Origin of the sequence: Psychrobacter sp. T6-4 (assembly GCF_052258425.1) — a bacterium.
In the GTDB taxonomy this organism is placed as follows: domain Bacteria; phylum Pseudomonadota; class Gammaproteobacteria; order Pseudomonadales; family Moraxellaceae; genus Psychrobacter.
In genome coordinates this window covers 1-19,440 of sequence record NZ_JBQQEZ010000022.1, presented here as the reverse complement: position 1 = coordinate 19,440, position 19,440 = coordinate 1, and the positions used below count along the sequence as shown (strand labels likewise).

At 44.1% G+C, this 19,440-nt stretch carries 21 protein-coding genes and 1 tRNA gene; 8 read left to right on the top strand and 14 right to left on the bottom strand.

The genetic code is table 11. The features are described from left to right. Positions 1-108: 108 nt before the first annotated feature. Positions 109-675: an alkyl hydroperoxide reductase subunit C gene (gene ahpC / locus ACTXGE_RS12355; protein ID WP_317199162.1), complete on the top strand. Its 567-nt coding sequence runs from the start codon at positions 109-111 to the stop codon at positions 673-675. 383 nt (positions 676-1,058) lie between these two features. On the opposite strand, the gene ACTXGE_RS12350 is transcribed toward ahpC, so the two are convergent. Then, positions 1,059-1,301, bottom strand: a complete 243-nt coding sequence (locus tag ACTXGE_RS12350) for a YdcH family protein (RefSeq protein WP_317199161.1) — start codon at positions 1,299-1,301, stop codon at positions 1,059-1,061. A 418-nt stretch (positions 1,302-1,719) separates the two neighbouring features. Here ACTXGE_RS12350 and ahpF point away from each other — a divergent pair, with 418 nt between their 5' ends. Further along, on the top strand, positions 1,720-3,300 hold the full coding sequence (gene ahpF / locus ACTXGE_RS12345; protein WP_317199160.1) for an alkyl hydroperoxide reductase subunit F: 1,581 nt from the start codon (positions 1,720-1,722) through the stop codon (positions 3,298-3,300). A gap of 224 nt (positions 3,301-3,524) precedes the next feature. Further along, on the top strand, positions 3,525-4,973 hold the full coding sequence (locus ACTXGE_RS12340) for an alanine/glycine:cation symporter family protein (protein ID WP_443543672.1): 1,449 nt from the start codon (positions 3,525-3,527) through the stop codon (positions 4,971-4,973). A 99-nt stretch (positions 4,974-5,072) separates the two neighbouring features. On the opposite strand, the gene ACTXGE_RS12335 is transcribed toward ACTXGE_RS12340, so the two are convergent. From ACTXGE_RS12335 to ACTXGE_RS12315, 5 genes are all read right to left on the bottom strand, one after another. Then, positions 5,073-5,933, bottom strand: coding sequence for a bile acid:sodium symporter family protein (locus tag ACTXGE_RS12335; protein WP_443543670.1), 861 nt, complete (start codon positions 5,931-5,933; stop codon positions 5,073-5,075). Positions 5,934-6,213: 280 nt separating this feature from the next. Continuing rightward, entirely contained in the window at positions 6,214-6,546 is a 333-nt protein-coding gene (locus tag ACTXGE_RS12330; RefSeq protein ID WP_443543668.1) for a protein tyrosine phosphatase family protein, read from the bottom strand. An 86-nt stretch (positions 6,547-6,632) separates the two neighbouring features. After that, positions 6,633-6,959: a protein tyrosine phosphatase family protein gene (locus tag ACTXGE_RS12325; protein ID WP_317199156.1), complete on the bottom strand. Its 327-nt coding sequence runs from the start codon at positions 6,957-6,959 to the stop codon at positions 6,633-6,635. A 170-nt stretch (positions 6,960-7,129) separates the two neighbouring features. After that, complete coding sequence (locus ACTXGE_RS12320; protein ID WP_443543665.1) at positions 7,130-8,869, bottom strand: SulP family inorganic anion transporter; 1,740 nt, start codon at positions 8,867-8,869, stop codon at positions 7,130-7,132. A gap of 50 nt (positions 8,870-8,919) precedes the next feature. Then, positions 8,920-9,231: an ArsR/SmtB family transcription factor gene (locus ACTXGE_RS12315; protein WP_435949595.1), complete on the bottom strand. Its 312-nt coding sequence runs from the start codon at positions 9,229-9,231 to the stop codon at positions 8,920-8,922. Positions 9,232-9,616: 385 nt separating this feature from the next. On the opposite strand from ACTXGE_RS12315, the gene ACTXGE_RS12310 reads away from it, so the two are divergent. From ACTXGE_RS12310 to trxC, 4 genes are read left to right on the top strand one after another with little or no spacing between them, the layout of a single operon-like run. Then, positions 9,617-10,492: an MBL fold metallo-hydrolase gene (locus ACTXGE_RS12310; RefSeq protein ID WP_443543663.1), complete on the top strand. Its 876-nt coding sequence runs from the start codon at positions 9,617-9,619 to the stop codon at positions 10,490-10,492. A gap of 60 nt (positions 10,493-10,552) precedes the next feature. Continuing rightward, on the top strand, positions 10,553-10,807 hold the full coding sequence (locus ACTXGE_RS12305; protein ID WP_443543661.1) for a class I SAM-dependent methyltransferase: 255 nt from the start codon (positions 10,553-10,555) through the stop codon (positions 10,805-10,807). An 8-nt stretch (positions 10,808-10,815) separates the two neighbouring features. Then, complete coding sequence (locus tag ACTXGE_RS12300) at positions 10,816-11,169, top strand: class I SAM-dependent methyltransferase (RefSeq protein WP_443543659.1); 354 nt, start codon at positions 10,816-10,818, stop codon at positions 11,167-11,169. A gap of 42 nt (positions 11,170-11,211) precedes the next feature. Beyond that, the gene (gene trxC / locus ACTXGE_RS12295) at positions 11,212-11,649 is read left to right on the top strand and encodes a thioredoxin TrxC (protein ID WP_443543657.1); all 438 of its coding nucleotides are present in this window, start codon (positions 11,212-11,214) and stop codon (positions 11,647-11,649) included. Positions 11,650-11,733: 84 nt separating this feature from the next. On the opposite strand, the gene ACTXGE_RS12290 is transcribed toward trxC, so the two are convergent. From ACTXGE_RS12290 to ACTXGE_RS12275, 4 genes are all read right to left on the bottom strand, one after another. Then, positions 11,734-12,135: a hypothetical protein gene (locus tag ACTXGE_RS12290; protein WP_317199149.1), complete on the bottom strand. Its 402-nt coding sequence runs from the start codon at positions 12,133-12,135 to the stop codon at positions 11,734-11,736. A 160-nt stretch (positions 12,136-12,295) separates the two neighbouring features. Continuing rightward, positions 12,296-12,655 (bottom strand): SirB2 family protein, encoded by a 360-nt coding sequence (locus ACTXGE_RS12285; RefSeq protein ID WP_317199148.1) that lies wholly within the window; start codon positions 12,653-12,655, stop codon positions 12,296-12,298. Positions 12,656-12,702: 47 nt separating this feature from the next. Continuing rightward, positions 12,703-13,032, bottom strand: coding sequence for a BolA family protein (locus ACTXGE_RS12280; RefSeq protein ID WP_435949585.1), 330 nt, complete (start codon positions 13,030-13,032; stop codon positions 12,703-12,705). A 214-nt stretch (positions 13,033-13,246) separates the two neighbouring features. Continuing rightward, complete coding sequence (locus tag ACTXGE_RS12275) at positions 13,247-14,059, bottom strand: M48 family metallopeptidase (RefSeq protein WP_443543654.1); 813 nt, start codon at positions 14,057-14,059, stop codon at positions 13,247-13,249. A gap of 510 nt (positions 14,060-14,569) precedes the next feature. Between ACTXGE_RS12275 and ACTXGE_RS12270 the strand changes: the two genes are divergently transcribed. Then, positions 14,570-14,644 (top strand) — tRNA-Gly (locus tag ACTXGE_RS12270). Positions 14,645-14,763: 119 nt separating this feature from the next. On the opposite strand, the gene ACTXGE_RS12265 is transcribed toward ACTXGE_RS12270, so the two are convergent. The 4 genes from ACTXGE_RS12265 to nadR form a co-directional block, all read right to left on the bottom strand. After that, entirely contained in the window at positions 14,764-16,299 is a 1,536-nt protein-coding gene (locus ACTXGE_RS12265; RefSeq protein ID WP_443560319.1) for a class I SAM-dependent methyltransferase, read from the bottom strand. Positions 16,300-16,812: 513 nt separating this feature from the next. After that, entirely contained in the window at positions 16,813-17,268 is a 456-nt protein-coding gene (locus tag ACTXGE_RS12260) for an Mpo1 family 2-hydroxy fatty acid dioxygenase (protein ID WP_317199144.1), read from the bottom strand. A 144-nt stretch (positions 17,269-17,412) separates the two neighbouring features. Further along, positions 17,413-18,162 carry a nicotinamide riboside transporter PnuC gene (pnuC, locus tag ACTXGE_RS12255; protein ID WP_443543650.1) on the bottom strand — a complete coding sequence of 250 codons (750 nt, stop codon included), beginning with the start codon at positions 18,160-18,162 and terminating at the stop codon, positions 17,413-17,415. Positions 18,163-18,247: 85 nt separating this feature from the next. After that, on the bottom strand, positions 18,248-19,306 hold the full coding sequence (nadR, locus tag ACTXGE_RS12250) for a multifunctional transcriptional regulator/nicotinamide-nucleotide adenylyltransferase/ribosylnicotinamide kinase NadR (RefSeq protein ID WP_443543648.1): 1,059 nt from the start codon (positions 19,304-19,306) through the stop codon (positions 18,248-18,250). Positions 19,307-19,440: the final 134 nt, after the last annotated feature.

Below are 19,440 nucleotides of genomic sequence, written 5' to 3'. Positions count from 1 at the left end.
TAATCATAGAATTCGCGTATAGTTTGTCAGGTAGCCAAGACAACTCATGGCTTATATCAAACAACTTAATAATTATATCTTAACTTACTAACTATAAAGGAGCCAATCATGGCGTCTATTATCAATCAAGAAATCCCAGAATTCTCAGCAGATGCATATGTTAACGGTGAGTTCAAAACTATCACCTCAGACGATGTAAAAGGTAAGTGGGCAATCTTTTTATTCTACCCAGCTGACTTTACTTTTGTATGCCCAACGGAGCTTGAAGACATGGCCGCTCATTATGACGAGCTACAAGGCCTAGGTGTCGAAGTCTATTCAGTATCAACAGACACGCATTTCACTCACAAAGCATGGCACGATTCATCAGATGCTATCGGTAAAGTAAACTACCCAATGATCGGTGATCCTACAGGCCGTATCACTCGCGGCTTCAATGTGATGATCGAAGAAGCAGGCCTAGCTGAGCGCGGTACGTTCTTGGTAGATCCAGATGGCTTAATCCAAGTCGCTGAGATCCATGCAGGCGGTATCGGCCGTAGCGCAAAAGATATGCTACGTAAAGTAAAAGCGGCACAATATGTCCGTGAAAATGACGGCGAAGTATGCCCAGCAGCTTGGGAACAAGGCGGCGATACTCTAAAGCCAAGTCTTGATCTTGTCGGTAAAATCTAAGCGCTTGATTACAGGTGTTTAGTTAGGGCGTGTTAAACATTCGATCATGGCACTGACAGAGACTATTTTTTAGTCGATTCAAAGATAAAAATAGTAAGTTTAGTCATTCTAAGCGTCTATTTTTATCAAAGGAGCGGCAAAAAAGAGTCCTGTCCTTTTAGGCTGATGCTAAAATTGCCCCATACTGTGTTGCAAGTCTAGCTAAGGTCTAGACATTATCTTCGACTTGCGCCGTGTCTGGAACCATTTTAGCGATCAGCAGTGCCCATTTATGAATATTCAACACGCCCTAGTTTTTAAGCATTAAGCTAAACTATAAAAAAGACCTTACCAGCATACGTTGGTAAGGTCTTTTTATGTTTTATAATTATTTTTTTTTATGATTAAGACTGTATTTTATTTTTATCGATTATTTTATAAATCTCATCTTTTAGCTGTAGCTTTCGTCGTTTCATCTGCTCAATTTCATCATCACGACTAGCGTGCGTGACTCTGTCTTTTTCGAGCTGATTGATTTGCTGATCTAGCTGGGTGTGCTCATCAAAGATGACTGCGAAGTGGTCATCCTTTTTCTTAAGTTCAGCGATTATCTCTCTATTGTCTTGCCAAGTATCCGTCTTTCTCATGTGATCATCCTTTTTATAGAGCGCAAGCCTTCGCGCATTACAAGTTAAAGTGTCATGTAGAGTGCTTTGATAATATGGAATTCATATCTATTGTGTAGGCGATATGAAGACAAATAGATGTAGCTTTTCTATCGGTCTTACTCGATTGTAGCGAATAAATTCTGTGGATACCATGACAATAAAACTTATGTGGTTTTGTTTTTAATAACGTATGATAATTAACGATTGGTTTTTTAAAACTTAAGATTTGAGTTTACCCGCTTGTCTGTACCCCTCAAACCTATGATAATAGGGACATCAAAAGGCAACAGCCTAATACTCATTGAGTATTTATCTTCTTATTCATACCAAATCATAAAAATTTAGACGAGTAACCTGATAGTTGCCGTTACCTAATTAATAATATTAAGGAACAAACATGATAGACCAAAGTTTATTAGACGCCGTAAAGAGTTATAGCGAAAACATGACTCGCCCGATTACTTTTGTATTAGGTAGCGGCGAGCATAGCAAACGCGCTGAGCTTATCGATTTTTTGACCAAGATCGCAGGCACTACGGATAAGATTAATTTTGACCCAGCCGCGACTGATGATAGTTTGCCAAGTCCGATTAGCTTTGCCGTTTATAGTCATATCGACGACACTTTGACCGATACGGGTATTGTGTTTAGTGGTATTCCAGGAGGGCATGAGTTTACCTCCTTAATCTTGGCTATTTTGCAGGCGGGCGGTCATACGCTTAAATTAGACGAGGGTATTCAAAAACTAGTCAAGCGCTTTAATCAGCCGTTAGAGTTTCAGACTTATGTATCATTGTCTTGCCACAGCTGCCCTGAGGTTGTGCAAGCGCTTAACCAATTCTCACTGCTTAACGAAGGTATCAGCAATGAGATGATTGATGGCGCATTGTTCCAAGAGCAAGTAGAAGCAAACAAAATCCAAGGCGTGCCTGCGGTATTCTTAAACGGTAAGCCGTTTGCTAATGGTTTGATTGATACCGCTAAACTCATTACTAAGTTGCAAGAGCAATTTCCTGATCTTATGGGTGAGGGTAGCGATGACGATAGCGATCAACTAGAGCAGCAAGATGTCACTATCATTGGCGCAGGTCCCGCTGGCGTTGCCGCGGCGATTTATACCGCGCGTAAAGGTCTAAAGGTGACGATGGTCGCCGATCGCATCGGTGGTCAGGTTAAGGACACACAAGATATCGAGAACTTGATTTCTGTGCCTTTGACTAACGGTACGAACTTGTCAGCGGATTTTGTCAAGCATATCCAAGAGTACAATATTACCCTCAAGCAGCATGTCACGGTCAAAGAAATCGATGAGACCGTTGAGGAGAACTACAGCATTCATCTCAACACCGGCGAGCAGTTTGAGACTCGTAGCATCATCTTAGCGACTGGTGCTCAGTGGCGCAAACTTGGTGTCCCGGGTGAAGAAGAGAATACAGGTAAAGGCGTGGCATACTGTGCGCATTGTGATGGTCCGTTTTTTAAAGGCAAAGATATCTCAGTCGTTGGTGGTGGTAACTCAGGCGTTGAGGCCGCACTTGATTTGGCAGGTATCGTCAAAAGCGTCACCGTGCTTGAGTTCGCTGACGAGCTAAAAGCCGATCAGGTCTTGATTAATAAAGCCAAAGAGAAGTCGAATATTGAGTTCATCACGGGAGCGGCGACCAAAGAGATTAAAGCGACCGATGGCAAAGTCAGCTCTATTGTCTTTGAAGATCGCAAAACGGGCGAGACCCATGAGCGTGATCTAGAAGGGGTGTTCGTGCAAATTGGTCTGGTACCCAATACTGGATTTATCAAAGGCTTTGTTGATTTAAACCGCTTTGGTGAGATTGAGATTGATGAGCGCTGCCGCACTGATCGCAAAGGTATCTTTGCTTGTGGGGATGTAACAACCGTTCCCTTTAAGCAGATCAATATTGCTATGGGCGAGGGTAGTAAGGCGGCTTTAAGTGCGTTTGAATACCTTGTGATGCAATAAACCATTTAGCTAAAAAGTTAGCTTAATAAGCCACCTCTTTTGAGGTGGTTTTTTTGTGTCATTACTCAGATAAAATTCAGTCTAGTGTTTACAAGGGAGTTGTTTAAGCGACATAATGAGGAATGTTACCTCTAAAAAAGTAGTATGGCCTAAAATAAATGCCTTGGTTAGTCATACTACTAATAAAATATGTCGATGCGTCGTATCGTTCAAGGAAGACAGTCATGGAATATATTGAAGCGTTTTTCTCCTTAATTGGAGACTTAACATGGGGTTGGGCACTCGTCCCAATGCTCATTATTTTCGGATTGCTATTTACCATAGTAGGTAGGTTCGCTCAGTTTAGATACTTTAAACGCATGTTTAGGGTGTTTAGGACAGATGAGGTGGGAGACGACGGGATTTCTGCTCGTCAAGCCTTGCTCGTGTCTATCGGCGGGCGGGTCGGCGGCGGTAATATTGCAGGTGTTGCGGTTGCCATATCACTAGGTGGTCCGGGTGCAGTATTTTGGATGTGGGTCGTCGCCTTAATTGGAATGATGACTAGTATTGTTGAGTGTAGCTTGGCTCAGCTGTATAAGCGCAAAGATGTTGATGGTAATTTTCGCGGTGGTCCTGCGACTTATATCTTGCACGGTTTAGGCAAGGATTACCGCTGGCTTGCCGTTATATATGCTATTTCTCTGTTGTTGTCGTTCTCGATTGGCTTTGTGGCATTCCAAGGTAATACGGTGGCAGGTTCTGCTCTTGAAAGCTTTGGGATTGATCGCTGGATATCAGGCGTAGTACTGGTTATTGCGGGTGGGTTTATCGTCTTTGGCGGTATTCAGCGTATTGCAAAAGTCGCTGACGTGGTTATTCCCGTAATGGCGCTCATCTATATCGGCATGGCACTTATTATTATCGTGCTAAACTTTACAGAGCTGCCAGCGCTAATGGTTATGATCGTCAAAAATGCCTTTGGTATTGAGTCTGTTGTGGGCGGCGGTATCGGTGTGGCGATTGAGCAAGGTATGAAGCGGGGCCTGTTCTCGAATGAGGCAGGTTTGGGTTCTGCGCCAAATATCGCTGCTACGGCCTATGCCACCCATCCTGTGAGTCAAGGCATCTCGCAGTCGTTATCAGTGTTTATCGATACGATTGTGGTTTGTAGTGCTACGGCATTTATGATTTTGCTCAGCGGGGTATATCAGCCTGGGGCTGAGGTCGATGGTATTGTACTGGCGCAGCAAGCGCTAAGTAATCAGCTAGGCGATTGGTCACAGTATATCTTGACTATAGCGCTATTGTTATTTGCCTTAAGCTCTATTATGTATAACTATTATATGGGCGAAAATTCTATTAACTTCTTGGTCAAAAAGAACGTCAAAATGGCGACTTTGATTCTAAGAGTGGTCGTCATCGGCGTATTGTTTTTAGGAGCGGTCGCGCCTGCGGCAACGACTGTATTCTTCTTCGCTGATCCATTGATGGGTGTACTAGCGCTTGCCAACTTACTCGCTCTAATTATGCTATTTCCACGCGCTAAGCGCTTGCTTGATGACTTTGCAAGACAGCTCAAAGCAGGGTTCAAAGAGCCGTTATTCGACGCGCAGCAGTATGAAAAGTTGGATATCGATCTGAGTGCGTGGGGTAAAGAGGCGGTAGAAGAGGCTTTAGAGCAGAAGAAGTAGTTTGAATATACTCTATGTCTTATAAATAAAAAACCACTTCAACCTAATAGCATGGTTGAGGTGGTTCTTTTGTGTCTGCTGTTTTTGTGATTGCTAATATCAATTCTTATTCCGAATCAGAGCAATAACTGGAATCGCCACTACATACATCAGTACGCCATATACCGCAGCAGGCAGGGCAATAGCGGGTAACCCTGCCGCTGTACCCATAATGATCGGGGCTAAGGTGATCGCCGTCGTACTGTTTTGAATACTGGTCTCTATAGATATCGTCTTGGTATCAAACCAGTTGAGCTTGAGCATTCTCGCTATAATCATACTCAAAGCAAATAAGACAACGATGATAACAATCAACTCAAGACCGATAACTGCTGCTTGAGATTTGAGTAATTCCCAATTAGAGGCCACAGCAGCAAGAACGATTAAGACAAAGAAAACGCTAGCGATAGCATTCAAAACACTGCTTCTACGCTGCATAAAACCCGTGAATTTGCGGCGAGCAAGCATGCCAAGAGTTACAGGCAAGGTCGTCAACAAGAACATCACTAGACCGATCTTGACTGCGCTAATAGAGCTCGCTTGATCCTGCATAAAATGATCAAAGGCTAAAGTAATAAGAATAGGCAAGGTCACAACTGACAATAAGCTTACGACGCCAGTCAAGGCAATCGATAGCGCGACATTACCTTTGGCATAAAAGGTCAGCATGTTACTAGTAACACCGCCCGGACAAAAACTAATAAGTATAATGCCAAAAGCAATCGTTGGTGGCGGCGTCATGACCAATACCACGGCTAGCGCCACTAGCGGCACCAAAACAACTTGATTAGCCAGACCAATGAAAAAGGCTTTGGGGTGAGCCGCAATCACTTTAAAGTCGCTAAGCCTCAGCCCTGTACCTAAAGTGAACATAATATAGGCGAGCGCTAACGGTAGTAAGCTGAGTGCGATATTACTCATAAAACATCCTTGTAAACATACTAGTATCTATAGAATTTGGTGGCTGCGTCATCATTAAATCTAATGATTATAAGTGACGATAGCATAAGCTCAAATGATTTTCCTGCTAAAAGGTTGGTCACATTAACCTAGGGTCATCATCAAACTATCGTAGAGTTAGACTTTAATACTAGAGCGCTCACACTTTTGTCATAGAAATAAAACGCCCATCCAAATCTTGGACGAGCGTTTTATTTTAACTAGTAGCAACTATCTATAAGTTACTATATCTAAGCTACTATCAGTCGTCTAACAAATCCATTTTCTTCGCCGCTTCATAGATACCTGTTGAGCGATTGCCTGTGCGGCAAAATATCAGTATGGGCTGCTCGGCTTGATTAAAGAAATCTGCAAACTCCTCGACGTGATTTTGATTAAGCTCACTACCTGCAAACGATACCTCTTTATATGCAAGTCCCGCTTCCTTAGCAGCCGCTTCAATCTCAGCGCTGGTCGGTTGACCTGGCTCTTCGCCATCGGGGCGATTATTGATAATAGTTTTAAAGCCGTTTTCGGCGATCATTGGTACTTGATCAGGGGTGATTTGTCCTGTGATACTAACTTGATGACTCATAATTTTTCCTTATTCTATTCTAGTGAGATGTCGTTTTGATTAGAGGGTGCATTGACTGATTTGTAGTGCCTTTAAATTTATAAAGACTAAAGCAAGCCTTGCATCAATGCGCTTTGATACAAGAGTTTGGCGCGAGCGCCCGTCCCGCAAAACATCAGTATGGGTTTGGGCATGTCATGATAAAAGGCAGCAAACTGCTCAACCGTCATCGTGCTCAGACGCTCATCATCAAAAGGCAGATAATGATAAGTTAGGTTGGCCTGCTTGGTAGCATCAGCGAAATCAACACTGCTCGGCTGGGTGTCACTTTCAGCATCAGGGCGTACATTGAGCACGGAGCGGTAGCCCAGTTCTGCAATCTTGATACATTGGCTTGGATAAATTTGCTTATAAATAGTGATATCGTCGGTCATAAAATGTCAGTTATAAATTATGGTATGAATGAGGTCTAAAGTTGTCGTCGAGGATAGGCGCTACGCAAAAATGAGTGCGCCGTCTCAGATGTTTTACTATATCGTAACCAACTTTGGCAATGAGCCATCATAACGGTATTCGGTAGTAGACAGCAATAGCCAGTAGCCGTTTAGGACGGATATAAGGGCGCAGTATTAGGCATCTCATCTTTTAAAGTGGTAACCGCCTCTAATGTGCTCATAAATACCTGTCCTGATAACTCAGTAATAACTGGCGTAGCAGCGATGACATCCATCACAGGACCTTTGACGAAGCTAAAATGTAAGCGCTTATCTTGCGCTGCAAGCTCTTGGGTCAGCGTCATCAGCATCTCTTGAGCGGTCAGGTCAATATGATTGACCGCCGCCATAATAAGGATAATCTCAGATGCCTGTGGGTACTGGCGTACGGACTGCAAAATGCGCCGATGCACCGATTCGGTATTACCAAAAAATAAGCTCTCATCGATACGTAGCATCAGTAAACGCTCAAAAGTCACTACATCATGACGATTGATGTTACGAAAATGTCCAGTGCCGCCCAACTGTCCGACGACAGCAACGTGCGGCTGGCTTGATTGCCAAATAAGACTAGCAAAAGAGACCATAAGGCCAATGATAAGTCCAGTATTGAGGCCAAATATGAGCACCCCAATGAAGGCGGCGATATAACTGACCGCATCCAAACGATCACGCCGGCGTGCAGATTTTAGAGTGGCAAAGTCAATTAATCCGATAATGGAGGCCATAATCGTCGCACCCAAAATCGCATAGGGCAGCGGAGCTAGAGCATTGCCAAAAGCAATCAATGCGGCGATCATAACGACAACGGTGACAAGGCTAGCAAGGGGCGTTTTGGCCCCTGAATCGACGTTGATAGCAGTACGAGAAAACCCGCCTGCGACCGTAAAGCTTTGAAACAAGCCGCCTGTGAGGTTAGCCAGTCCCAAGCCCGTCAGCTCACGATTGGCATCAAATAGCTCACCGCGCCGGCGTGCGTAAGTGCTCGCCACCGAACTGCTGGAGACAAAGACAATAAGTGCCATAAGTCCTGCAGCGGGCAGCAGTTCAAGCGCCTCTTGAAAGCTTGGCACATGCGGTATGATAAAGGTCGGCAGCCCCTGCGGAATACTACCTATGGTCGCCACATCGCGCGCCGACCAGTCGAGCAGCATACTCAATAAAATGGCTACAAGCAGTAAAATCAATGGGAATAAGCGCTCAGCCCACTTTGCATAATTGTCTGATAACCAAGATCGCCATAACCACAAGCTGGCGTAGCGATTACTGACCAAAAGGATAAAAGCGACAACGCCAATAATAAGCGTTAAAGGATGCAGTAAATATCTATACAGCTGCATACTCGATAAGTAACCGATCAAGCTGTTACCTGTAATTGGTATCGCTGTGAGGTACTTGAGCTGACTAAAAAATATCAGTACCGCCGCGCCGCTGATAAACCCTGCCGAGACGCCGCGACTGATAAACTGCATAATCCAGCCAAGTCTAAGCCGTCCTGCTATCCATAATAGTGCACCGACCATAAAGGCGAGTAGGCTTGCCATCAAGATATAGTGCTCAGCGCCGCGGTCGGCATAACTATGCAAGCTACTAGCCGTCATAATAGCAGTGATAGCGACAGGTCCCACAGCTTGTACGTTGCTCGATCCCAGCCACGCATAGACAATGACGGGCACAATAGCAGCGTATAGACCATATACTGGTGGCAGGCCTGCAAGCACGGCATAACCTAAGCTTTGCGGAATGACCAGCACGCCCACTACCAAACCTGCGATAACGTCCGTCGGCAGGGCTGATAGCTGGTATTGACGTAGCCAAGTAGGAATCAGACGAGCGGCGATAGAAGGCATATCAATACGTCACCACAATCAAAGGCGTTACTTATAAAGGTGCTGCTTAGCTAGTCGACTTGCGCACAAAAACGCTGGTACAAGAGCTGCAACACGGCCAAAGCATCATCGCTTGCGATACTGTAATAGATTTGCTTGCCCTCACGGCGAGTGGCGACTAGCTCGTCTTTACGCAAAATACCTAACTGCTGCGATAGGCTTGGCTGACCAACACCGACCAGCTGTTCTAGATCGCCGACACAGTATTCGCCTTGGGTAAGCTGACATAATAATAACAAGCGATCAGGATGCGACAGCGATTTGAGTAATTTGCTCGCCTGCAGTGATGCCGCCTGCATTTGCAAAGCTAAATCGGCTGGCACGCTCTTTGTATTATTTAGAGCCGTTTGATTTAAATCTGCGCTGTTTGCGGGGGTAGAAGTGGTCAGAATAATCTCCTTAGAGAAAAGCGTTGCGAGATGAGTCGCTGATATTATCGTGGCTATAAGCTGCTATTTTAACACTCAAAGATAAAAAGTGCAGAGTCAATACATTCTCTATAGTTGACGCATACTTATTTGAGATAGAACATAAGCTAATGGGCCAAAACAAATTATGCTTAAATTATCAACGATTTAACACAAGATATCAAGTTATTATTATTTACATTATATAAATTGATAAATTGTAAGGTAAATGCTATATTATTGCTATTGATTAACTTAAAAAATATACGAACAAAACGTCTAAATAATAAGTGAGATACCTATGCAAGTACATTCTTTTTTGCACCAAGATACCGAGACTTATAGCCATGTATTAGCAGACGCTAACCAAAAGCGGTGCGCTATTATAGATCCGGTATTGGATTTTGATCCCAAATCTGGCTTTACCAATTCCACGAGTGTCGATGAGGTCATTGAGTTTGTGCGCAGTAAGGACTGGGAGCTGGTTTATATTATCGAAACCCATGCCCATGCTGATCATCTGTCAGCGGCTATTCACGTCAAAGAAGCGTTAGGCGGGCAACTGGTTATCGGCAAATACATCACTGAGGTACAAAAGATATTTAAGCAAGTGTACAACTTTGATACCAGCTTTCGTACCGATGCCAGTCAGTTCGATATCTTGACCGATGAAGATACGATTTTGGCTGTAGGCGACATTAGTATTAGCGTCATGCACGTGCCAGGTCATACGCCAGCGGATATGGCCTACGTGGCTACCGACAGCGAAAAAACAGCGGTATTCACAGGCGATACGATATTTGCCCCTGATGTAGGTACGGCGCGCTGTGATTTTCCAGGCGGCGATGCCAAAATGTTGTATCAGTCTATTCAAAAACTATTGGCGCTTCCTGAGGATACTGTCATGTACTTATGTCATGACTACCCAAGCAAAGGCCGTCAGCACTGTCCATCGACCACTGTTGGAGCGCAAAAATTGGGTAATATCCATGTTAAAGACGGTATTAATGAAGCTGAGTTCGTCGAGATGCGTGAGCGCCGTGATGCGACGCTATCCATGCCGCGCCTAATCATTCCCTCAGTACAAGTCAACATCGATGCCGGTCACTTGCCTGATCCTGAAGATAATGGCGTACGCTATCTAAAAGTACCCATCAATGTTAAGGCGTTTGGGTAGTAAATCAATTTATACTGTATTTTTTATGAAATACTGTATTGTAAAATAATGGAGATCACAATGAACCCGTATGAGCGCTATGTACTTCCTAAGTTGATAGATATAGCCTGTAGTACGGGTAATGTGATGAAAGCGCGCGCCAGCCTCGTCCCCCAAGCAGTGGGTGAGGTGTTAGAGGTTGGACTCGGTAGCGGTCTTAATTTGGCGTTTTATGACCCTGAAAAAGTCTCTAGTATCGTCGGTGTTGATCCAGCAGCGCAAATGCAACCGCTGGCACGCACGCAGCTAACATCAGTATCCCTGTCGAGGTACTAGCAGTAGATGTGCATGGTATCGATGCCCAAACCGATCGCTTTGATACTATTGTCATGACCTTTACGCTATGTAGTATTAAAGATCCGCTACCTGCGCTAAAAGAGATGGCACGCGTGTTAAAGCCGAGCGGTAGATTGTTATTTTGTGAGCATGGTCTAGCGCCAGATCCTAGTGTTGCGCGCTTCCAGCATCGATTGACGCCGTTTTGGAAGCCTATCGCTGGAGGCTGTCATCTCAATCGTGATATCCCAGCACTGCTTCGTGCTGGCGGTTTTGTCGTTGAGGATTTGACTACCCAGTATCTACCTGGCCCAAAACCGATGACCTATGTGTATAGCGGATCAGCGCAGCAAGCGATTTAAACAACACGCCTAAAACCAAAAATAATTAAAATAGGAGTCTTTATGAGTACAGAAGGTTTTCACATTGTCTGCCCGCATTGTCAGACAACCAATCGTCTGCCCGCTGAGCGCCTAAGCGCACAGCCTAATTGCGGCAAATGTAGCCAGTCGCTACTGACAGCAAGTCCACAAGAGCTAAGCGCTCAAACGGCTAACAAAGTCATTCAAAAAAATGACGTACTAACGATTGTAGATTTTTGGGCGAGTTGGTGTCAGCCGTGCTTGATGATGGCGCCGCAGTTCAAAGACGCCGCCAAGCAATTGCCGCAAGTTGTCTTTGCCAAGTTGCAGACGGACAAATATGAGCAAGCGGCAGCGCCTTATAATATTCGTAGTCTGCCAACGATGGTAGCTTTTAGAGGGGGCAAAGAGGTCGCGCGGCAATCTGGCGCCCTACCAACGAGCCAAATCGTGCAATGGGTAAACAGTTTAAAGACTTAATGTTTATATTGACTAAGGTGCTATCATCAAAAAAGCCAATACGGTAATCCCGTATTGGCTTTCCTATTTTAAATCTAAATAGTACTACTCACCATATATCTTTATACCGTTAGCAAAGGTGCAACGCTTGACGCGCGCGGACTGGATAATAGCGTCAGCTTCGCCGTACAGCCTAGATAACTTCGCATCACGCGCTTTAGTATTGTTGCTTTTGCCTAGTCCGACGCTAATGTTAGGCGAGATACCCCAACGTCCAGCCGAGATACCAACGCCAACGCCTGATGCTGCTATCGTCGATTGCTCATTGCGAGTAGCATCGACATAACGCTCAACGCGGGCATATTCTTGACTGAGTGATTGACAGTCATAGCTCTGATAAGTGCTAGGCGGTACATATTGCGGCGTCACATTACCAGTAGAAGCACAGCCTGCCAAAGCCAGCACACTGGCCGCTGCCAATACCGTCGATTTGCTCAAATTTTTCATAATCATTCCAGTGGGCTAAAGTATAAAGGGGTGTATCTAATTGATTACATTACTATAAAACGAATAGTTGAAGATAGCAATAACAAAGCAAATAAGGGTCTAGAGTCTGACGCTAACACATATTTAAGCTAGAACCTAAGCTAAAATCACTAGGGCGTTCTTAAAAAAAGTTCTCAGGTTTTGTATAAGCCAAAGTTACAATACTGGCATAAGCAATACCTGCAATGATGATACCCACTTTGCTCTGGCTAGGGGTCGCATCAGGCTTAAAGGCTTTGATACTGGCGCTAATTGCCGCTACTAGCAGTATGATCTTAGCAAATACCCATTGCACTGGAGCGTTGACGCTCATCAGCTGCATGAGCATCCAAGCACCCGACACGATAATGAGTAGATAGACGATATGATTAGCAATTTTGATAACTCGCGGCGCTTGTTTATTAGCACTTAGCACCAAAATACTTTGATAGATAAAGAGGCCGATGACAATAAGTGCTAGAAGCGTATGTAGATGTTTCATTGAAGGTAGGTTCCTGTAGCGCAATGTTTAGATTAAATTAGGTGACTTTATAGGTTTTGTCCCGCGCACAAGGGACTCTCAGGGCTAACTCCCTGCGCTTGCCATTCGGCAGGCGTATAGGCATGAATAGCCAAAGCGTGTACCATGCCGCCCTTTGAAGTCAGCAACTCTGCTACCGCGTCATATACCAATTGGTGACGCGCGACCAGACGCTTAGCGTCAAAAGCGTCACTGACCAGTGTGAGTTTAAAATGGCTCTCTTTACCTTCAAAATAGCCTGCATGATTCATCGACTCATTGACCAGCTCTAAATACTCAGGGTGCAAAGTCTGTAGCGCGCTCTTTAGCGCTGTTGCTGTTGGCATATTATTATTCATGGTAATCCCTATAAAACGCGCTCTACTAAAAACTATAATATTTATGTCATTATAACAGACATCGTGAGAACCAAAGTGAGTTGTACCGCGCATAAAAAAGCGGAGCGCATACTTCTATAACGCTCCGCTACTTTAGCTATCTTGATACTTTTAGTAGAACAAACTAACTAGTAGAACAAACTAACTAGTAGAACAAACTAACTAGTAGAACAAACTAACGGCGCGATCTTTGATATAGCGGCATAACCTTTGGCAATAATGATTGTATCTCAGCGATACGGTTGCCACTTGTTGGGTGAGTACTCAAAAACTGTGGCGGCTCACCTTGGCTTGCGCGTTGCATTTTTTGCCAGAGCGTAATCGCTGCTTGCGGATTGTAGCCTGCGCGTGCCATGAGCTCAAGACCGATCTGATCCGCTTCACTCTCTTGCGTGCGACTGTGCGGACGACTCAAACCCAGATCACCGGCAACGTTCGCGAGCTCTGCTTGACCTTGTGATAAGCCAAAAATGCTAGCTGCTACGCCGATACCCGTCTGAGTGGCATACTGGCGCGAGATACGCTCACGTGAATGCTCACGCAAGGCATGTGATATCTCATGACCCATGATAGCGGCAATCTCATCATCGCTTAGGTTGAGACGATCAATAATACCTGAGTAGAACATAATCTTGCCGCCTGGCATGACAAAGGCATTTAGCTGATTAGACTTAATCGTATGTACTTCCCAGTTCCATTTGGCCGCGTCTGGACGATACACGCCAACTTGACCAACCAGACGATTAGCGATGTTCTTTAGACGATTGAGCTGCGCTGCGTTGGTATCGAGTACACCAGCTTTTTTGGCATCTTGCAACGTTTTAGCATAGCTCTGCGCTGACATTTGCAATACTTGCTCATTAGAGACTAGCAGTAACTGCTGGCGATCAACGCCAACTGCGCCACTATTGGTCGTACTAGTACAGCCTGTCAGCGCCAGACCAGATAGCGATGCTGCCATTACCGTTGTCGTGAGTAATTTTTTCATAATAGTAATCCTCGTAATAAAATAAAGTGGTACAAAGCTAAAATCTAGCTGTCACTTAAGAATAAAAGCCAGTACATAACTAACCTGTTGTTCCAAAGCGAGCGCTTCAAATTAGATTAAGCATAGCAAAAGTCAAGCGCAGCAAAAGTAAAAAAATATATTTTTTAGTATGATAATGATGTTATAAGCTCAGTTAAGATTGTAAAAGTTACTCTATTATGTCACTGTACCCTTTTGCAAAATCAGCAATCCGTACAAAGAATGATGAGCATAAGGGATAAAAAGCAGCATAAAGTAAAAAGTTATCAGAGAATAGTTGGCGTTTTATAATTTATCCATGATAAAATTTATCATGATATCAAAGCGATACCCCTAAATAGAGTATATTTCGTCATCGTAGGTTATGACCTGTGTCATCAAAAGCAAAAATAGCGGTTGACATGAGCAGGATAGTTGCTAAAATAGCCAGCCTATCGAGAGGTAATAGTTTAACTACTACGTTTTGATCATGCGGGAATAGCTCAGTGGTAGAGCATAACCTTGCCAAGGTTGGGGTCGAGAGTTCGAATCTCTTTTCCCGCTCCAAATATGGCTCCTGTACTCACAGATATAGTGTACAAGCAGGTACAGAGCAAAAGCCTCACAACTTTAATAAAGTTGTGAGGCTTTTTTTTGTCTGAAATCTGCGTAAAAGAGATTACAGATCAGTCAACGATCTGTAGTCTCTTGACGATAGGCAAGGTGTTTTTCTCAAAGCTATCTACCATCTGGTTGAGCTCCTCAATATTGTCCTTTTCCTCTTGTAGCGTATTACCGTCTTTTAGCAGCAATTGATTATTTTTTTTGAGCGCTTGCCAAGCGTAATCAACCCATTGTTTCCGCGTTGTCTTGCCCTGAATATAGGCGTGCAAAAAGATAAGATGGAACCTGCCATAAGTTGTCGCGCTGCCTGTAAGGGGACTTACTAGAGCGGCAAGTTCAGGGCTAACGAGACTTTGCTGCATGATATAAGCGTTAAGCCTGCGGCAGTGCTCTTGCACCTTTTCGATGACCGCATCCTCTTGCACTAAGATAATATGACCTTGAGCATGCAAAATGGCTAACGACTCAAACAGCCAGTTTTGCTCGAAGTCATCAGGCAGCCGCTGTTGTAAGTCTGCGACTTGATGTATTTTATGATCGCTAAGCAAGGTCACTACCGTCTTAAAAATATCCTCACGCAGTGCAATGGTACCTGCCGCGCCATTGACTTCATATTTAATGTTCTCAGCATTAGCAATCATCTTAAAACGTAATTGGTGCCAGATCTGCTCTGATTTGGCCACAGATATCTTGCGCGCGCCTTTGACCCAGTAATCACGGCGGAACTGCTTATTGTGCATATAGTCTTTGACGCTTTGAGCGAACATAGGATCATCTAGCGTCTCGATAAATGCCAGCTGCTCATTGTTATAGCTACTTGGATTATAATCCTCCAAAAAGCTGGCAGAGCACGCAAAATTGGTCTTGGTCGGTGAGAGCCAATCTGCCATCTCAGAAAAATACATCGGCTGCCACTCACGATTGAAGTACTCATGAGCCAAGTAGTTAGAGTTTTGCTTACTGATATCCTCTAAGCGCTGCGGAATAGAGGGCACTTGCTGTATGAGCGGCTGACAGAGCTTGAGCAGATCTTGGGTAAATTCGATGGAGGCCTTAACACGTTTGCCTATGCCTTGACCTCGGCTACCATGCATATGGTCGTGCTCAGTGAGCATATGACGTATAGGGGAGGCCGCCGCCCAGCCCGGTAAGGTGTTGTAACTGATATAGAGGACGCCGCCGACTTTGAGCTTGCGGCGAATAAAGTCGGTAATAATGTCGCGGTTGTCATTGGAGACCCAAGACCAAATACCATGCAAACCAATAAAATCAAAATCTGGCAAATCCTCGCGATTGCAGAACTCACCAAAGGACTGATCAAAGATATGAGCTGCGCTACCTGATATATCAGCAAGCTCTTTGGCAAAGCTGGCTTGGGAGGGGTTAAAATCTGTGCCGTACCATTTGACATCTGAGGCGGCAGCATGGGCATTGATAGACATACCTTGACCAAATCCAAGTTCGCAGGCGCTCGTAAATTTAGGTGCCTCAAGTCCTGCCATCAAAAATGGGATTTTTACGTTATTAGGGCTAAGCTCTGCGTAATAACCATACGTGTAGTCGATATCGCTAATGTAGCCCTCTGACCAGTTTGCCATGCTCACATCCATATGTTGATTGATTAGGTTAAGACAGACAGTTTCAAACATCCTGTTGTCTGTTTGGATCAAACATAAGATAATAGCAGTAATTTGCCCAAAATATTATAAAAGCCTGTCAACTTGTCGCATGGTATAGTTAACACTAGATAAAATGGATACGTTATTCAAAAACGCGGGACTAGTATAAATTTTTCTGGCGTGCTGTGCCTACGCAGACAGAGGCTGCAAAAAATTCATTCTAGCCCCGCTGTATCTTTTTTATATTGGACTGACTATATAGGCTATATATTAAAAAATAACTGTGCCAAAATTCAAACATTAAGATTTTAACGAGTTTTTAATTTATCAGGTAAGACAGCTATTTTCGTCAACGGTGACGACGTACAGACTTTAGACTAAAGGTGTATCCATCATTCACAAAAAAAGCATCAACCGATATTTAATCAATCGACGCTCTCTTATTAAAGCCTAGTATTTTATTAAGGCCTACTGGCTTATATTGCCAAAAACTCAAGCGGTTTGCTTGTTTTTTCCGCCCATTAAGCTGTTGACTACCCACGCAGGACCAATCAATAAAAACTGTAAATCTTCAAAGAACGACGGTTTTTTGCCTTCTATCTTATGACCAATGAACTGCCCAATCCAAGCGATGACAAATATACTGGCCCACGTTTTAAAGCCAATAGGTAATGTTGCCATCACACTCAAGCAAATCAGAATAAAGATACCCATGGCCAAAAACAGCGGCGTTGAGAGCTGCATATAAAATAGTAAGACCAACGCACTGAGTACCAAAGTAATCCAGACCGATAGCGACATGCCCATACCCAAGATACTGACAAAGATTGTAGGCACTGCCATCCAGTGAATTTTTTTGTTGACCAAGTTTTGGTGACTGACCGCGTATTCAGAGAGCCACTGCTCAAGCGTGCGCTTAGACATGCGTTTTTGTGACGTACGAGACATGCTAACCTCCATGTTAGTAAGTAATAGTGAATAGATAAATGGTGCAAAATACAGTATTGGATACAGTCAGTTGTAGCACTATTTGCATCGTTATACCATGTTATCTGGTAAACCCCAAGGTCATAAACGCAGCTTAATCTTGCTCTAAGCTGGTACTTTTACCGAATCGCGCTCGCTACGATACCACTCATAGAGTCCGACAAATGAATTGACTTGATAAACCATGGTTTGAATAGCAAAGATATAATTACCGGTCATAAGATTGACGGTCAGCCAAACAAAGTTAGATATGATCCATAGCCACCAGTTAAACGAGTAACGCAAAATCATCGCTGTTTGCGCGGTAATAGATAAAATAAAAGCAATAACGTTAATCCAAAAAAACGAGATAAATCCTAAAAACAGACTACTATCGTCTTCAACGACTGCATAGCCATAGCTGGCAAGTAAGTCGTTAATGGTGGGAAACAAGGCTAAACCCACCACCATAAAGGTAATAGTGATGAGCCAAACCCACTTATTTGCTGATTTGGGTATCATATCGCCATCAGCGTCTGTGTTTTTTGACCAGTAAAACAAGCCGTATAAATGGGTAAAAAAGTTAAAAAGCGGCGCCAGCATTAACCCCACTGAGCCTGCCGTTCCTTGCACGATAACTTCACCAGCAGTCGCTCCCATACCAAAGCCATTGCCCAAAATGTTTTTGCGAAAGGATAACGACACCACGCAAATCAAGCCAATAAAAGACACGCCCAAATAAAAAATATCTAAGCCAGTATGGTCTGTGGTGAGCCAAAATCCGGCTGAGAGCGCAATCATACCGCAGATGAACCAAGTCACGATCCATTGCATCGACCATTTGCCTGTGATGTTGTCTAGTAGCTGAATGCGCATAAGGGTGCTGTCCTAAAAGTAGTTGAGAATATAAGGGCTTGAGGATATAAAAGCGTGAGATTATAAGGTATAAAGTTTTTATTTTTTAAGTCATTTTATTATAGATGTGCTGATCGATAAAAATAAGCGCTTGCCGATAGCGCGCATCATAATCAGGCTCGTCTATCAGATGCGGCTCTATGTCGTGACGTGCAAATATATCAATAAGTCGCTGCTCAAAGCGCCCGCGTGCGTCAGGATCGCCCAGTGTACGCATACCATCAGCGACCCAAGGCACGTTGTTGTCGAGCATAATCGTATAATCTAAGCGCAGCTCCTCGATGCATGCGGCGACAAAAGGATGCGTGCGCCCCTCATATTCTTCACAAAAAGCCTGCGTCGTCACAAAGTCAGTATCAACGATAGTAATCGGCGCGCTCGCCTGCGCTTTTGCTGCGCGTATGGCCTCAGCATGATTAATAACGATCGGCGTATAGTCGCTATATTGCAAACCCAGCTCCCGTCCGCCCAAATCCGTACCGACGTAGATGCGCCCCATCTCAAGCACAAAGGTCGCACCATAGTAGTTAGCCAGTTTATGCACCAAAGTCGTCTTGCCAGAGCTCTCCCCGCCGACGATAGCGACGGTCTTGGTATAGTTAGCGCGCGCCTGTGGGTGAATCGCCCACCAGTGCGCCACAGGATTGTGAGCAATAGCGTAGGAGTCATACTCAAGCTGCAATGGGGTTGTGATAATATCCATTATGAGCTGCTCTTTGATAATGGGCTGCGCCAATGGATGATTCTCAGCAACAAAAAGCGGCGTATCACTAGGTATAGCCAAATCATCAATCAAGCGCTGCAACTTTGCATTACTATTCTCAATGTTTATAACAACGTCTTTAGCTTGGCTATATAAATGCTCATGCACTGGCAAATCGATCTCATCGGTAATATGCAATTTTATAAAGGGCAGATCTGCACAAGCCATCTGTAGCCAGCGCGCCTTGTCTTTTAAGCTAATAGCAAAGTCTGGATGCGGCGAAGGGTGCTTGGTAATGACGATATGCAAAGTTTTAGCTTGACCTGCTGCATCCAATATACTGCGCATTTGTCCCAAATGTAGCGGTTCAAAATGACCTATCATAAGACCCGTATCGTACATAAAAATCCTTATAAACCAATCACTTTTGATAGGGCGTGTTTGATAATTCACAAATATGCACTGACAGAGACTATTTTTTAGTCGATTCAAAGATAAAAATAGTAAGTTTAGTCATTCTAAGCGTCTATTTTTAT

Bases quoted from the DNA above. Each gene is read 5' to 3' on its own strand.
- ahpC (WP_317199162.1), top strand. From the start codon at position 109: ATGGCGTCTATTATCAATCAAGAAATCCCAGAATTCTCAGCAGATGCA.
- ACTXGE_RS12350 (WP_317199161.1), bottom strand. From the start codon at position 1,301: ATGAGAAAGACGGATACTTGGCAAGACAATAGAGAGATAATCGCTGAA.
- ahpF (WP_317199160.1), top strand. From the start codon at position 1,720: ATGATAGACCAAAGTTTATTAGACGCCGTAAAGAGTTATAGCGAAAAC.
- ACTXGE_RS12340 (WP_443543672.1), top strand. From the start codon at position 3,525: ATGGAATATATTGAAGCGTTTTTCTCCTTAATTGGAGACTTAACATGG.
- ACTXGE_RS12335 (WP_443543670.1), bottom strand. From the start codon at position 5,933: ATGAGTAATATCGCACTCAGCTTACTACCGTTAGCGCTCGCCTATATT.
- ACTXGE_RS12330 (WP_443543668.1), bottom strand. From the start codon at position 6,546: ATGAGTCATCAAGTTAGTATCACAGGACAAATCACCCCTGATCAAGTA.
- ACTXGE_RS12325 (WP_317199156.1), bottom strand. From the start codon at position 6,959: ATGACCGACGATATCACTATTTATAAGCAAATTTATCCAAGCCAATGT.
- ACTXGE_RS12320 (WP_443543665.1), bottom strand. From the start codon at position 8,869: ATGCCTTCTATCGCCGCTCGTCTGATTCCTACTTGGCTACGTCAATAC.
- ACTXGE_RS12310 (WP_443543663.1), top strand. From the start codon at position 9,617: ATGCAAGTACATTCTTTTTTGCACCAAGATACCGAGACTTATAGCCAT.
- ACTXGE_RS12305 (WP_443543661.1), top strand. From the start codon at position 10,553: ATGAACCCGTATGAGCGCTATGTACTTCCTAAGTTGATAGATATAGCC.
- trxC (WP_443543657.1), top strand. From the start codon at position 11,212: ATGAGTACAGAAGGTTTTCACATTGTCTGCCCGCATTGTCAGACAACC.
- ACTXGE_RS12290 (WP_317199149.1), bottom strand. From the start codon at position 12,135: ATGAAAAATTTGAGCAAATCGACGGTATTGGCAGCGGCCAGTGTGCTG.
- ACTXGE_RS12285 (WP_317199148.1), bottom strand. From the start codon at position 12,655: ATGAAACATCTACATACGCTTCTAGCACTTATTGTCATCGGCCTCTTT.
- ACTXGE_RS12280 (WP_435949585.1), bottom strand. From the start codon at position 13,032: ATGAATAATAATATGCCAACAGCAACAGCGCTAAAGAGCGCGCTACAG.
- ACTXGE_RS12275 (WP_443543654.1), bottom strand. From the start codon at position 14,059: ATGAAAAAATTACTCACGACAACGGTAATGGCAGCATCGCTATCTGGT.
- ACTXGE_RS12265 (WP_443560319.1), bottom strand. From the start codon at position 16,299: ATGGCAAACTGGTCAGAGGGCTACATTAGCGATATCGACTACACGTAT.
- ACTXGE_RS12260 (WP_317199144.1), bottom strand. From the start codon at position 17,268: ATGTCTCGTACGTCACAAAAACGCATGTCTAAGCGCACGCTTGAGCAG.
- pnuC (WP_443543650.1), bottom strand. From the start codon at position 18,162: ATGCGCATTCAGCTACTAGACAACATCACAGGCAAATGGTCGATGCAA.
- nadR (WP_443543648.1), bottom strand. From the start codon at position 19,306: ATGTACGATACGGGTCTTATGATAGGTCATTTTGAACCGCTACATTTG.